The organism is uncultured Chitinophaga sp. (genome assembly GCF_937898475.1).
Lineage (GTDB): Bacteria > Bacteroidota > Bacteroidia > Chitinophagales > Chitinophagaceae > Chitinophaga.
Map to the genome: position 1 here is coordinate 296787 of NZ_CALEJS010000010.1, position 14729 is coordinate 311515.

Annotated in this window: 10 protein-coding genes; 7 read left to right on the plus strand and 3 right to left on the minus strand. The window is 50.9% G+C overall.

Annotation, left to right across the window (positions count from 1 at the left end; translation table 11 throughout):
- Positions 1 to 34 precede the first annotated feature (34 nt).
- From Q0577_RS01615 to Q0577_RS01645, 7 genes are all read left to right on the plus strand, one after another.
- Positions 35 to 862 (plus strand): hypothetical protein, encoded by an 828-nt coding sequence (locus Q0577_RS01615; protein ID WP_298732124.1) that lies wholly within the window; start codon positions 35 to 37, stop codon positions 860 to 862.
- Positions 859 to 2898, plus strand: a complete 2040-nt coding sequence (locus Q0577_RS01620; RefSeq protein ID WP_298732125.1) for a helix-hairpin-helix domain-containing protein — start codon at positions 859 to 861, stop codon at positions 2896 to 2898. The genes Q0577_RS01615 and Q0577_RS01620 overlap by 4 nt, the downstream gene beginning before the upstream one ends.
- Before the next feature lie 218 nt (positions 2899 to 3116).
- Positions 3117 to 6344, plus strand: a complete 3228-nt coding sequence (locus tag Q0577_RS01625; protein ID WP_298732126.1) for a SusC/RagA family TonB-linked outer membrane protein — start codon at positions 3117 to 3119, stop codon at positions 6342 to 6344.
- Positions 6345 to 6358: 14 nt separating this feature from the next.
- On the plus strand, positions 6359 to 7813 hold the full coding sequence (locus Q0577_RS01630) for a SusD/RagB family nutrient-binding outer membrane lipoprotein (RefSeq protein WP_298732128.1): 1455 nt from the start codon (positions 6359 to 6361) through the stop codon (positions 7811 to 7813).
- Between the two features lie 136 nt (positions 7814 to 7949).
- Positions 7950 to 8264: a DUF3467 domain-containing protein gene (locus Q0577_RS01635; RefSeq protein WP_298732130.1), complete on the plus strand. Its 315-nt coding sequence runs from the start codon at positions 7950 to 7952 to the stop codon at positions 8262 to 8264.
- Between the two features lie 22 nt (positions 8265 to 8286).
- The gene (locus tag Q0577_RS01640; RefSeq protein WP_298732132.1) at positions 8287 to 9360 is read left to right on the plus strand and encodes an Ldh family oxidoreductase; all 1074 of its coding nucleotides are present in this window, start codon (positions 8287 to 8289) and stop codon (positions 9358 to 9360) included.
- Positions 9361 to 9395: 35 nt separating this feature from the next.
- Positions 9396 to 10715 (plus strand): aspartate kinase, encoded by a 1320-nt coding sequence (locus Q0577_RS01645; RefSeq protein ID WP_298732133.1) that lies wholly within the window; start codon positions 9396 to 9398, stop codon positions 10713 to 10715.
- A gap of 70 nt (positions 10716 to 10785) precedes the next feature.
- Here Q0577_RS01645 and Q0577_RS01650 read toward each other — a convergent pair whose 3' ends face one another.
- Genes Q0577_RS01650 through dnaE form a run of 3 tightly spaced genes read right to left on the minus strand, consistent with a single transcriptional unit; the run spans position 10786 to position 14729 of the window.
- The gene (locus tag Q0577_RS01650) at positions 10786 to 11253 is read right to left on the minus strand and encodes an RES family NAD+ phosphorylase (RefSeq protein WP_298732134.1); all 468 of its coding nucleotides are present in this window, start codon (positions 11251 to 11253) and stop codon (positions 10786 to 10788) included.
- 15 nt (positions 11254 to 11268) lie between these two features.
- Positions 11269 to 11733, minus strand: a complete 465-nt coding sequence (locus Q0577_RS01655; protein ID WP_298732136.1) for an antitoxin Xre/MbcA/ParS toxin-binding domain-containing protein — start codon at positions 11731 to 11733, stop codon at positions 11269 to 11271.
- A 35-nt stretch (positions 11734 to 11768) separates the two neighbouring features.
- Entirely contained in the window at positions 11769 to 14729 is a 2961-nt protein-coding gene (dnaE, locus tag Q0577_RS01660; protein WP_298732138.1) for a DNA polymerase III subunit alpha, read from the minus strand.

Consider the following 14729-nt stretch of genomic DNA (forward strand, 5'->3'; position numbering starts at 1 on the left):
CTCAAAGACATATTGTTACCAACCAACCATTATAATGATAAGGATCATTTCAACCCTTGTTTGTGCCACTATTGCATCCTGTTTGTATGCCCAGCCTGTTTGGTTACCCACAGGTCCGCTGCCGTCCGGCGGTACCTACAGCTCGCAGTTCAGGCATGTTTTTACAGGCATGCATAACCAGGCCGCCCTGGCACAGTTACCCGCTCTCACGGCAGGCGCCTATACGGAGCGCCGTTTTATGATGAAAGCCCTCAGCACCTATGCATTGGCGCTGGCGATACCTGCGCCGCCAGGCGCTTTCGGGCTTACGTTTGTACGTTTCGGTGCTCCTCTTTTTTATCAGCAGCAGCTGGGACTTGGATATGGCCGCTCACTGGGCGATAAGGTGAGTATCGGCCTGCAGGCTGATTATCTCACGCTTACTATGCAGCAATACGGCAGCGCCGCTACGTTTACTTTTGAGGCAGGCTGCCTGCTGCACATTACCCAGCAGCTGTATGCGGGCTTTCACGTATTTAACCCGCCGGCACGGCAGCTGGATAAATCAGGCCAGCAGGAAATTCCGGTAGTCTATACCGCGGGCCTGGGATATGAAGCGTCGTCTGCTTTCCTGTTAAGTGTGGAAGTGATCAGGGAAACAGGTCAGGCATTTACCACCCGCGTGATGAGTGAATACCGGCTGATATCCCAGCTGTCATTGCAGCTGGGCCTTGCTACAGATCCACAATTGAATGGGGCAGGGGTCAGCTTTTCCTGGGAGGGGTTACGTATCCACCTGTATGGCAACTATCATCCGCAGCTGGGGATCACCCCGGCAACAGCGGTTATCTGGCAATTAAAAAAAGGGACCACATTGCCATGAAACATCCCCTTATAATATTGACAGGCGGCCTGTTTCTGGCTGCCTGGAGGCCGCTCTGCGCGCAGGATCCGTCCTTTTTGCCTGCAGCCGCCGAAGAACAGCTGGAGCATAACCTGCATGCCTCAACGGACGATACGCACTGGCAAGAGCTGCATACTTACTCGCGCAGAAAACTTTCACTGAATACGGCTGATGCGGCAGCGTTGCGTTCACTGGGATTGTTGACACCCCTGCAGATCAACAGCCTGCTGACATATCGCCGTTTGCTGGGGGCGCTGGCCAGTATTTATGAACTGCAGGCAGTGCCTGGTTTTGATACGGCCCTGATATACCGCCTGCTGCCTTACGTAACTACGGGCAGTACCATACAACCATCGTATACCTGGCGCGATTACATGCATGCAGGTGAGCATGCGCTGTTGTTACGTTATGAACGCCAGCTGGAGCGTGCCCGTGGTTATAAGCGCAGCGATACTGCAGCAGCGCATTATGCAGGCACACCGGATCAGTTGCTGCTGCGCTACCGCTATAGCTTTCCGCGCTATGTCAGCTGGGGCCTTACCATGGAGAAAGATGCGGGAGAACAGTTTTTCAAAGGAGCGCAGCGGACCGGTTTTGATTTTTACAGTGCACATTTTTTCCTGCGGGATTATAAAAAGATCAGGGCATTGGTCCTGGGCGATTTTACGGTGAACATGGGACAGGGCCTGATCCACTGGCAATCGCCTGCTTTTGGTAAAAGCGCGATGGTGATGCAGATCAAGCGGGAAGGAGAGGTGTTGCGGCCCTATGTGTCTGCAGGAGAATTCCTGTTCTTCAGAGGGGCGGGTATTACGCTGCAGGAGGGCAGCTGGCAGCTGACAGGCTTTGCCTCTTTACGACAGCTGGATGGCAGCACCGCAGGTGAAGATTCACTGGAGTATGTAAGCGCAATGGTAACGGGCGGTTATCACCGTACTGCCGCAGAAGCAGCCAGGAAAGGTGTTTTGCAGCAAAGATCCGCCGGCGCCAATGTAGTATATGATAATGGCAACTGGTGTATAGGTTTGAATGTTATACAACATCTTTATTCAGCACCTTTCAGAAAAGGAGTAAAACCGTACCAGATGTTTGCATTGGATGGAGACCGTTTCTTCAACGTTAGCCTGGATTACAGCGGCAACTGGAAACAGCTGCATTGTTTCGGTGAAACGGCGGCAGACGCAGCGGGCAACATCGCTACGGTGAACGGTATACTGGCCAGTTTAGCGCCGCGGGTGGATGCAGCCCTGCTGTACCGGCATTACAGCCGGGCGTACCAGGCTGTGAATGGCAATGCATTTGGCAACAATGCACGCCCGCAGAATGAAAGCGGGTGGTACACGGCGCTTTCGCTGCGTATAACGCCGCATATACGCTGGGAGGGTTATGCAGACCTGTTCCGTTTCCCCTGGCTGAAGTACAGGGTACATGCGCCAACTGCAGGGAGGGATCTGCAGATGATGCTTACCTACACGCCGGATAAGCACACGGAGGTTTTTGTTCGCTACAGGTACAGCAACGGTGTGGAGAATGCATCTGCCATGGGAAGCTATATACCGCCGCTTGCTGATGTAGTTAAACACGGGTGGCGCTGGCAGCTTAGCATGCCGCTGGGTCAGCCATGTAAGCTGCGCAGCAGGCTGGAATTAATACGGACAGCAAAAGCAGGAGTGCAGCAGGAGGGCTGGTTGTGCTATCATGAGCTGCAATACAAATTTGCAGATCATCCCCTAAGTGTATCTGCCCGTATTACCTGGTTTGGTACAGGTGGCAGCGGTAGTACGGTATATGCCATGGAAAGCGGGATAGGGGCGGGGTATAGTGTACAGCAGTTTAATGGCGAAGGCTGGCAGTACAATGTGGGTATTAAATGGAAGATGAGGAAACGTTTGTCGTGCTGGTTGCGCTGGAGCCGGATCCGATACCGCGATGCAGCAACTGTTGGCAGTGGCTGGGATGCTATAGATGGGCCCGGACGATCAAATCTTCAGTTGCAGGTGCAACTATTGCTTTAGCAAGAAAGGGGGCCGGGAAGCGCAAGAGGTGTTAAAATAACACATCCCCAAGTTTTCTAGTTAACGGACTGATGATTTAGAACATATGAATTACAAAATAAAATATCCTTAATGATATGTTAATTTTTTCTTGGATCGAAGCGAAAATTTTCTCTAAATTGTGGCCCGTGCCAACTCAAAAAATTGGCCCGTGTCAACCAAAATCTAAATCGTTAATAATGAAGAAGACGTTGCTCTTTTTCACCATGCTCATGGTGATTGTAACGCTGGCCTTCGCACAACAGCGCCAGGTTACGGGTAAGGTAACAGGAGGAGATGGAGCTCCTATACCATTTGCCACTGTACAAGTTAAGGGGACTACAACTGGTACAACAACAGATCAAAACGGTAATTTCAAACTAAATGTAACCGGAGACAACCCGGTCTTAACGGTAAGAAGCGTAGGCTTTACTACCAAAGATATTACGGTTGGCGCTTCCGGCACTGCAGATATTGTGCTGGAGGCCAGCAACGAAAGTCTGCAGGAAGTGGTGGTAACGGCGCTGGGTGTTCAGAGAAAGAAGAACGAACTACCCTATTCTGCGCAGACTGTGGTAGGAGAAGACCTGGTTAAAGTTAGGGAATCCAACCTATCCAACTCACTCTCCGGTAAAGTATCCGGTCTGGAGATCCGCCGTAACAATAGTATTGGTGGTTCTACCAACGTGGTACTGCGTGGTAACAAATCATTGTCTGGTAATAACCAGGCGCTTTTCGTTGTAGATGGAGTGCCCATCGATAACTCCAATACCAACAGTGACGATCAACGTTCCGGCCGTTTAGGGTATGACTACGGTAATGCCGCTGCGGATATCAACCCGGACGATATCGAATCACTGAACGTGCTGAAAGGCGCTGCGGCTACCGCATTGTATGGTTCCCGCGCTGCCAACGGTGTGATCATGATCACCACCAAAAAAGGCAGAAGAGGCCTGGGTGTAACTGTGAACTCCGGCGTAACCATCGGTAAAGTAGACAAAAGCACTTTCGCTAAATTCCAGAAAGGATACGGCGGCGGTTATGGCGCTTACTACGGCCCTAACGAAGATGATTACTTTAACTACGATGATATCAACGGCGACGGTATTCCTGACCGCGTAGTGCCCACCACTGAAGATGCTTCCTATGGTGGCGCTTTCGATCCGAACTTAAATGTTTATGGCTGGTATTCTTTTGACCCGGGTAACCCTTACTTCGGTAAAGCCAGGCCCTGGACTGCAGCTGTAAATGATCCTTCCAAATTCTTCCAGACCGCTGTTTCTACTGTAAACAGCGTAATGGTAGATGGTGGCGGAGACCAGGGATATTTCAAACTGGGTTACACCAAGAACATTGATAAAGGCCTGTTACCCAACAGCCAGATCAAAAAAGACCAGATCAATTTTGGCGCTTCCTATAACATCACGCCCCGGTTAACTGCCAGCGGCTCAATCAATACTACCCTGCTGAGTGGTCTTGGCCGTTATGGTACCGGTTATGACTCCAAGAACCTGATGACCAACTTCAGGCAGTGGTGGCAAACCAACATCGACGTGAAAGAGCAGAAAGATGCTTATTTCAGGAACAAGACCAATGCTACCTGGAACCAATCCGGTATCGGGGCTACCAATCCTATCTACTGGGATAACCCCTACTGGACACGCTACGAAAACTACGAGAATGATAAAAGGACCCGTTACTTCGGTAACGTGATGCTGAACTACAAAATAGCTGATTGGGTAGATGTAATGGGCCGCGTATCACTGGATACCTACAATGAACTGCAGGAAGAAAGGATTGCGATGACCAGTATCGATCCTTCCGAATATCAAAGGTTTGAGCGCAGCTTCAGCGAGTATAACTACGACCTGATGTTCAACTTCCATAAGAAGCTCAGCGAAAACTTTAACCTGAACGGTCTCATCGGCGGTAACGTAAGAAGGACCCGTATTCAGTCTATCCGCTCCCAGACCAACGGTGGTCTGCTGATCCCGCGCCTGTATGCGCTGCTCAACACCGCTAACCCGATGGAAGCGCCTATAGAGGTTTCTACCATTGAAGAAGTGGATGGTATCTTTGCCAGCGCCAACCTGGGTTATAAAGACTTCCTCTTCCTGGATGTAACTGCCAGAAGAGACCAGTCTTCCACACTGCCCAAAGGCAACAACTCTTACTACTATCCGTCAGTATCACTGGGCTTCCTGTTCTCCAAACTGGTGAAAGATGCGCCCTGGTTATCTCATGGTAAAGTAAGGGCCAACTATGCAGAGGTAGGCGCCCCTGCTCCTGTACTGTATACCCTGGACTATTATGATGTGCCCACCGGTATCGATGGTACCCCCCTGGCATCTATCAACAATACAAAATACAATCCTGAGCTGAAACCGGAACGTACCAAGAGCTGGGAGACCGGTCTGGAAGCAGCTTTCCTGGACAACCGTGTAGGCTTTGACCTGACTTACTATAACACCCGCTCACTGGACCAGATCGTAGCGCTGCCTGTATCAAGGGCTACCGGTTACGACTATAAAGTGGTGAACGCCGGCGAGATCCAGAACAAGGGTGTGGAAGTATCCGTTTTTGCCACACCGGTTAAAACGCCTGACTTCTCCTGGACCGTTAACCTGAACTGGTCAAGGAACAGGAACAAAGTAAAATCACTGCCTGAAGGTATTCAGAACCTGCAGCTGAACCCCTCCACCATGCAGGGTAGTATTTCCATCAACGCTGCACTGAATGAGCCTTATGGTACCATCAGGGGTTCCAACTACGTGTTTGACCAGAATGGAAATAAGCTCATCAGCAACAGTGGTTCTGACAGCGGTCACTACCTGATCTCACCAACTTCCAACGAGATCATTGGTAATGTGAATCCCGACTGGATCGGCGGTATTACAAATACCCTGAAATACAAAGATCTGAGCCTGAGCTTCCTGATAGATATGCGCAAAGGCGGCGATGTATTCTCACTGGATATGTACTATGGTCTGGCTACCGGTGTGCTGCCTGAAACAGCAGGTAACAATGACCTGGGCAACCCGGTAAGAAACAGCCTTGAGCAGGGTGGTGGTGTTATACTGCCCGGCGTGAAAACGGATGGTAAACCAAATGATATCCGTGTTCCGTCTGAGTACGGTCTGTTTGGTTACGTATACAACCCGGGTGCTGCCTTTGTATACGACGCCAGCTTCATAAAACTGAGAGAAGTGTCTTTGAGCTACTCTTTACCAAGAAGCGTGATTTCAAGGATCAACCCGATCAAAGGTGTTGACTTCTCCCTGATAGGAAGGAACCTGTGGATCATCCATAAAAATCTGCCCTATGCAGATCCTGAGGAAGGTATGAGCTCCGGTAACGTACAAGGTTACCAGGCGGGTGCCTATCCTACTGCCAGGACTTTTGGATTTAATGTAAAAGTGAGATTCTAAAAAATCTATCAATCATGAAGAAGTTTAAGTTATCATCTATCATACTTTCCTCAGTGTTACTGGCTGCGTCCTGCACCAAAGACCTGACAAACCTGAACAACAATCCGAAGAAACCACTTGCGGTGGATGCGGCTAACTTGTTTGCCAATGCTGAATTAGGCATTACAGACCTGCTTACCAGCACCAATGTGAATCTGAATATCTTCCGCCTGATCACCCAGCAGTGGACTCAAACCACTTATACGGATGAGAGCCGTTATGATCTGAGCACCCGTAATATTCCGCAAAACTGGTGGCATACCGCGTATCGCGATGTGCTGAACGATCTGGCGGAAGCGCAAAAACTGGTTAATGCAGATGCCACACTGGATGCTGCTACAAAGAAAAACCAGCTGGCCCAGATAGAGATCGTAACAGTATACACTTACGCAGTACTGGTAAATACTTTTGGAGATATTCCTTATGGAGAGGCACTGAATATAGATGACCTGTCTCCCGAGTATGCAGAAGCAGAAACTGTTTACCTGGATCTGCTTGACAGGCTGGACGCTGCAATTGACAATCTTGATCCGGCAGCCCAGGGTTTTGCAGCCAGCGAAAGGCTGTACGAAGCCCGTCCTTTAACGCCCGGCACCATTGCATCCTGGCAGAAATTTGCCAACTCCCTGAAAATGAGGTTGGCCATGATCATTGCCGATGCGAATAATGCGAGAGCAAAACAGGCAGTAGAAGAAGCATCACCCAACGCGTTTACCTCTGCTGCTGATGATGCCATCTACTCTTATTCCACCATTCCGCCGAACACCAACCCCCTGTGGGTTGACCTGGTGCAGAGCGGTCGCCTGGACTTCGTAGGCGCAAGAACGCTTGTTGATACCATGAATGCTTTGAGCGATCCCAGGAGGCCTTTCTACTTCAATGAGGCTCCCGGTGGCGGTTTCAAAGGTGGTACACCCGGCGCCAGCAATAGCTACTCTTCATTTTCCAATGCCGGCGAACTGCTGCGCAGAAAAGACTTTTCCTCTGTATGGATAGACTACGCAGAAGTGGAATTCTTACGTGCGGAAGCAATAGAAAGAGGATATGCTGTTGGTGGAACTGCTGCACAGCACTATAACAATGCCGTTACTGCTTCTATCGTATCATGGGGTGGTAGCGAAGATGCAGCAAACACTTACCTGGCTCAGCCCGAGGTAGCTTATACCAACGCTGGTCCCGGTGGCTGGAAAGGCAAGATCGGTGTGCAGAAATGGATGGCCCTCTACAACCGTGGCTTTGAAGCCTGGACAGAATGGAGAAGGCTGGATTATCCGCAACTGCAGCCCGCTTCACGCGCACAATCTGCTATCCCGCTGCGTTTCACTTATCCTGTAAGTGAGCAGAACCTGAACAAGATCAACTATGATAAAGCCGCATCCAACATTGGTGGCGATGTGGTAACAACAAAGATGTTCTGGGATAGATTCTAAGAAAAGCTTTCTGGACATATTAGCTAACCGGGTAGTTTTAAAGGACTACCCGGTTTTTTTACGGCTCCCCCCACTAAAAAAAGAGACCTTGAATCCAAGGTCTCTTTTTTACTTTTGTACCTCAAACCAGAAAAACATGGATAATCAGCACGAAGAGCAGACCCAGTTGAACATAGAACTGAGTGAGGAGATAGCAGAAGGAACATATGCCAACCTGGCCATTATTACGCATTCCAACGCCGAATTTGTGGTGGATTTCGTGAATGTAATGCCCGGTCTGCCGAAGGCAAGGGTTAAATCACGTATCATATTAACGCCCCAGCACGCAAAGCGGTTTATGAAGGCGCTGGTAGATAATATCAAGAAGTACGAGTCTGTACATGGCCCTATACAGGACCAGGAGCCCGTATCACTGCCCATGAACTTTGGGGGTCCCACCGCACAGGCCTGATAAATTTTACTGATACAAGCGCATGAGTCATCAATTTTCCTACCAGCATTTAAGGGAATTTACACAGGAGGTATTTGTCCGGATGGGCTGTTCGCTGGAGCATGCAGATAAAGCCAGTGAAGTGCTCGTGTCTGCCGACCTACGGGGCGTTGACTCTCACGGCGTGGCCCGTCTCAGCGGCTATGTACGTTTGTGGGAAGCAGGCCGCATCAATCCCAGGCCGGATATTCATATTGTACATGAAACCCCCAGCACGGCAGTGGTGGATGGCGACGGCGGTCTCGGACTGGTAGTCGCGCCCTTTGCCATGGAAGTAGCCTTGCAGAAAGCGGAGGCCGTTGGCAGCGGATGGGTAAGCGTAAAGCACTCCAACCACTTCGGGATAGCGGGCTATCATGCCATGATGGCCCTTGAAAGGGATATGATCGGTATTGCCATGACCAACGCCAGTCCCCTGGTAGCGCCCACTTTCGCTAAAGAGCGGATGCTGGGCACCAATCCTATTGCGGTGGCCATCCCCGCTAACCAGCAGCCTGCGTTTGTGGCGGATTTTGCCACTACCACCGCCGCCAATGGCAAGCTGGAAATATTGCAGCGTAAAAACATGCAGGCGCCTTATGGCTGGATACAGGATAAAACAGGCGCTCCCAGCATAGACCCTCACGAGCTGAGAAACGGCGGCGCTTTGCTGCCCCTGGGTGGCGACCGTGAGCATGGCAGCCATAAAGGGTATTGTTTAGGAGCAATTGTTGACATATTTTCGGCCGTTCTTTCGGGCGCCAATTATGGTCCCTGGGCGCCGCCATTTGTAAGCTTTTTACCGCTGCCCCCTGACCCGGTAGGACAGGGCCTGGGCCATTTCTTCGGCGCCATGCGGGTAGATGCTTTCAGACCGGCGGATGAGTTCAAGGCCAATATGGACAAATGGATCAGCCGCTTCCGGGAAGCCAGCCCGGTAGACGGCGAACAGGTACTGATACCCGGAGATCCGGAAAGGGAAATGGAGAAAGTGCGCAGAGAGCAGGGCATCCCCGTACTGGAGCCGGTGGTAAAAGACCTGCAGGAAGTAGCGAACAAGTTTAAATTAAGCTTTTAGTCATCTATATAAAAGATTCACAACTAACAACTGATATGAAAGTTTTAAAATTTGGCGGCACCTCAGTGGGAAAGCCGGAACGTATGCATGCCGTAGCCAGGCTGATAACGGCAGACAACGATCCAAAGATAGTGGTGTTATCTGCGCTGTCCGGAACCACCAATGCACTGGTGGAGATCGGGCAATCGCTGGCAGAAGGTAAGAAGGATCAGGCTAAACAGCAGATAGACAAGCTGGAAAAGCATTACCGTACCTTTTGTGAAGAGCTCGTCAAGCAGGAAGCCCCCCTCGCCAAAGCTAAAGCTATCGTAGATGAACATTTTGAATTCCTGAACATCATCCTTAAAATATCATTCAACGAAGCGCTGAATAAAGATATACTGGCCCAGGGCGAACTGCTGAGCACCAAGCTGTTCACCGTTTACCTGGAAGAAGCCGGGGTGAACGCTGTATTGCTGCCCGCGCTGGATTTCATGAGCATAGACGAGTTTGAAGAGCCTGAAATACCCAAGATCAAGATCAAACTGGGTAACCTGATTGATAAACATAAAGGTCAGCATGTGTTCATCACCCAGGGTTATATCTGCCGCAACGCCAAAGGCGAGGTAGACAACCTGAAACGCGGTGGCAGCGATTATTCTGCATCCCTCATCGGCGCCGCTATCCAGGCCAGTGAAATACAGATCTGGACAGACATCGACGGCATGCACAACAACGATCCCCGGGTAGTGGATAAAACCTTCCCCATCGAGCAGCTGTCTTTTGACGAAGCAGCCGAGCTGGCCTACTTTGGCGCCAAGATACTGCACCCGGCATCTATCTGGCCCGCCCAGCATTTCAATATTCCGGTAAAGCTGCTGAACACCATGCAGCCCGAAGCAAAAGGCACCATCATCACCGAACTGCCCAGCGGCGACGGTGTGAAGGCCATCGCTGCCAAGGACGGCATCATCGCTATCAAGATCAAATCCAGCCGCATGCTGCTGGCTTACGGTTTCCTGCGCAAGATATTCGAGGTATTTGAAAAATATCGCACACCCATTGATATGATCACTACTTCTGAAGTAGCAGTATCGCTCACAATCGATAACCTGCAGCATATAGACCAGATCCTGAAGGAGCTGCATCCCTTTGGCACCGTGGAGCTGGACCATCACCAGGCGATTGTATCTATTGTAGGGAATGAAGTGGCGGCTACGCCTTCCATCCTGAAGAAACTGTTTGATTCGCTTAATGAAGTACCGCTGCGCATGATCTCTTACGGAGGCAGCCGGCATAATATATCCATCCTCGTCAGCGGCCAGTACAAGGAGAAAACCCTGCAGCTGCTGAACAAGGGACTGTTCAACTTATAATGCCCTCAGGGATATAAATGAAAAGAGCATGCGCATCACGCATGCTCTTTTTTGTTGTATTTACTACCCGTTATTTCTTCGATTCCTTCAGCCTTTGATCAAATACAAAGGGGTGCTGGCTAAGTACCGTGATCCCTTCTGCCTCCGGGTGCAGGGGATTGATCAGGTAGTTGAATTCCTCCGGAATTACAACGGAGGGTAATTTTAACACAGAATATTTCCCTTCTTCCAGCCAGGCGTCGCCTACTTGCTGCAGTTCAGGAAAAGGGGCCAGTGACTGCCAGCCCGAAGGCAGCTCTTTACGCTGCAGGGTTTTCACCGGGAGGGAATCCGGGATCATGATAGTAGCAATGCAAAAATCCTGTACAATGTTCTTCAATGGTACATGCACCAGTACTTCCAGTGCAGAGAGGGCGCGGCTTCCGGCAGTATAAACAACAGGATGCCCTTTGCTGTTCCAGCGTCCGCCGTATAAACGGGCGCCAACACCATTCAGATCAGTAATGTACATGCATTTGCTGATACGGTAAACTTCCATTCAAATAGGGTGGGTCTATGCAAAAATGCCGTGGGCAATTTTGCCAAGTTCATCTTGGATGAGTTGGAAACCAAAGGTGGTATCCAGTAAAGAAATAGGTGGTTGATAGTTAAAGGCGGGTAATGGAGTACGCATCCATTCCTTGAAATTTTCCAGGTCGCCAAATACCTGTGTACCGTGCTGATACAGCTGTGAAAGTAATATGGCTCTTTCAGACGTGTCTGCAGACAGCTTTTCATCGTCTCCGTAGCGTTGCAGCGTTCGTTCTGAAATATGCAGTATACGCGCCACTTCTGTCAGAGAGAAGGAAAGCTGCTGGCTCAGGTTCATGAGCGCTTTCTTAATGATACCGTCCCTGGAAAGCTGAATAAATTCAAAGTACCCCCTGCCGCTTACATAAGAAACTCCACCACTGTCTTGTACTACCATCAGGGCCTGCTCCTGCCCGTGGTACCCCCTGTCTTTTTGCGGTTTAATCATATTAACGACATTTGTCACAAATATACGGAATTTTGTCAGGTATTCAAATGTTTATCCTCAAAATATCCGATCTTCCTCATGTAGCTGATTTGCAAGGTAATAACGCCGTATTCTTCAGACACCATCCCTTCCAGGATATAAAATCCCTCTTTTTGCAGCGGGAATTGGCGGAAGCTTTCCGGGAAATGCACTGTATCCAGGAAAGCGCCTTCGCGGTCCAGGAAGGTGCCAAAGCACATGGGGGCGCCCTGGGAGGTGCGTACGTACTTGGTGCAAACCAGGTAACCCAGGCAGCGAACGGTACGGCCCACCTGCTGCTCCAGCTCCCTCGCTGTAAGATACTGACTTTGATCGTGTTCCAGCACACTGAAGGGGGAGGCCACGGGGAATCCCATTAAGGCTATTTCCTCGAAGGCGTCTTCATGGGCGTGGTAAGCCAGCTGGGGAAGGCGGCAATCCGGGGCAGGTTCGCGGAACAGGGGCAGCACATGGTCTGCATGGGGATTTTTGCTTTTCAGCAACAGGCTGCTTTGCCATAACAGCTCTTTTTTGGTGCGGCCGGTGAAGTTAAAGGCGCCTGTCCGGATCAGGATGTCCAGCTGTTCGGGAGGCGGCTGCATACGTTCCGTAAAATCTTCCAGGCTGGTGTAAGGGCCGTAACGCTGCCGTTCTTCCAGCATGCGTTTGATCCAGGCTTCTTCCAGTCCGTCTACATGAATGAAGCCCATGTACACCTCGTCTCCTTTTATGCTGGTGGGATACTGGCTGTTATTAATGCAGGGAGGGTGCACGGTAACACCGGTTTTCTGCAGCTCGCGGAAATACAGTTCGCGATTGTAAAAGCCGCCGAAGTTGTTGATCACCGCCACCATGAATTCTGCGGGAAAATAGGTTTTCAGGTACAGGCTCTGGTAGCTCTCTACCGCGTAGGTGGCAGAGTGGGCCTTTGAAAAGGAGAAACTGGTAAAGCTGGAGATCTGCCGCCAGAGCTCCTGGCTAACGGCTTCGGGGCGGCCCAGCCGGCGGCAGTTGTTGAAGAACTGCTCCTGCAGCTGCATAAATGCGCCGGGCCCGCGGTATTTACCCGCCATACTGCGGCGCAGGATATCGGCATCAGCCAGGTCCATGTCTGCATACTCGTGTATCACCTTGATCACGTCTTCCTGGTACACCATGATGCCGAAAGTTTCGTGCAGCACTTTTTCAATGATGGGATGCAGGTAAGTTACTTTACCGGGGTTCCGGAAATTTTCTACATACTGCCGCATCATCCCGGATTGGGCTACACCGGGGCGGATGATAGAGCTGGCGGCCACCAGGGTAAGGTAATCATCGCATTCCAGTTTTTTGAGCAGCTGCCGCATGGCAGGCGATTCAATATAAAAACAGCCGATGGTGTTCACGGTTCTGAGCTGTTGTTTGATCTGCGGATCCGTGGTAAAGGTTTTGATGGCATGGATGTCAATATCCACGCCTTTATTGGCTTTGATAATATCCAGCGAGTCGCGTATATGCCCCAGGCCGCGCTGGCTCAGGATATCGAACTTATGGAGGCCGATGCTTTCCGCCTGGTGCATGTCCAGCTGTGCGGTATAAAAGCCTTTGGGCGGCAGGTGGGTGGCACAGTACTGGTGGATGGGCGCTTCGCTGATCAGGATACCGCCTGCATGTATGCTCAGGTGGTTGGGAAAAGCTTTGCCATCCTGCGTCATTAAGCGGTTAAAATGCAGGATCTGCGCGTGTACGCTGTCTTTCTCAAATTTCAGGTCAAAAGGGTTTTCCAGTACCCGGTCTATTTCTTTTTTAGGCAGGCCGTATACCTTGCCCAGCTCGCGGATGATGGCATTGTCCTGGAAAGTGGCCACTGTGCCCAGTAAGGCGGTATACTCCTTACCATGGGTATGGAACACGTGGCGGATCACATCATCACGGTCGCGCCAGGAGAAATCAATGTCAAAGTCTGGCGGCGAGCTGCGGTAAGGATTCAAAAAGCGTTCAAAGTAGAGGTTCAGCGCAATAGGATCAACATCGGTAATACGCAGGCAGTAGGCAATGATGGAGTTGGCGCCGCTGCCGCGTCCTACATAGAAATATCCTTTATGCAGGGCATAGTGAATAATATCATGCGTGATCAGGAAGTAGGAATTGAAATGCTGGTCTTCGATGATCTTCAGCTCTTTTTCAATGCGGAATTTCGCTTCTTCATTGTCAGGGCCATAGCGGTACAGCATGCCTTCGTAGGCCAGTTCCCGGAGCCGCTCACGATCTGCTGCTGCGCTGCCCAGGAAATATTGCTTATTGCGGTGGGCTTTCAGGTCCACCTGCAGTTCGCAGGCTTCCATTACACGCAGGGTTTGCTGCACGATGTGCGGGTACTGCAGGTAGTGTTCCAGCAGGTCTGCGGGGGAGAGCCAGCATTCATCCTGCCAGGCGGTGGTGGCGGGCGGTAGCTGGCTGATGAGGATGTTCTGGTCTGCTGCCCGCAGTACGCGGTGCAGCTGGTAATGTTCGGCATCCTGGAAAGTAACGGGATGGAGGATCACCAGTTTATCCTTATAGGCCAGTGTGTCTACACGGAACAATTTGTTCACTTCCCGGGGACGAACGCCCACCAGCTCATGCGTCTGCAGCTGCGGCAGTGGCACGCTGCCGCAGGCGTAGATCGCAAAGGTGCCTGGCAGCAAAGGCGCCCTGTCGGGGAAAGGCAGTTCATCCTGCAGGTGGGTGGAAAGAAAGCGGTTGATGTGGAACCAGCCCTCCATGCTGCGGGCCAGCAGCACATACTTAAATTCATGGCCGTTACGGCATTCCAGTCCGATAATCGGCTTGATATCCTGCTCATGGCATTCCTTTACAAAGGTCCACACATCGGCTGTCATGTTGATGTTGGTGAGGGCCAGGCTGGTAATACCCATCTGCCGGGCGGTCTTTACCAGGTCCCTGGTGCTGATAGTGCCGTAGCGAAGGCTGAAATAGGTTTTGCAGTTAAGGTACAT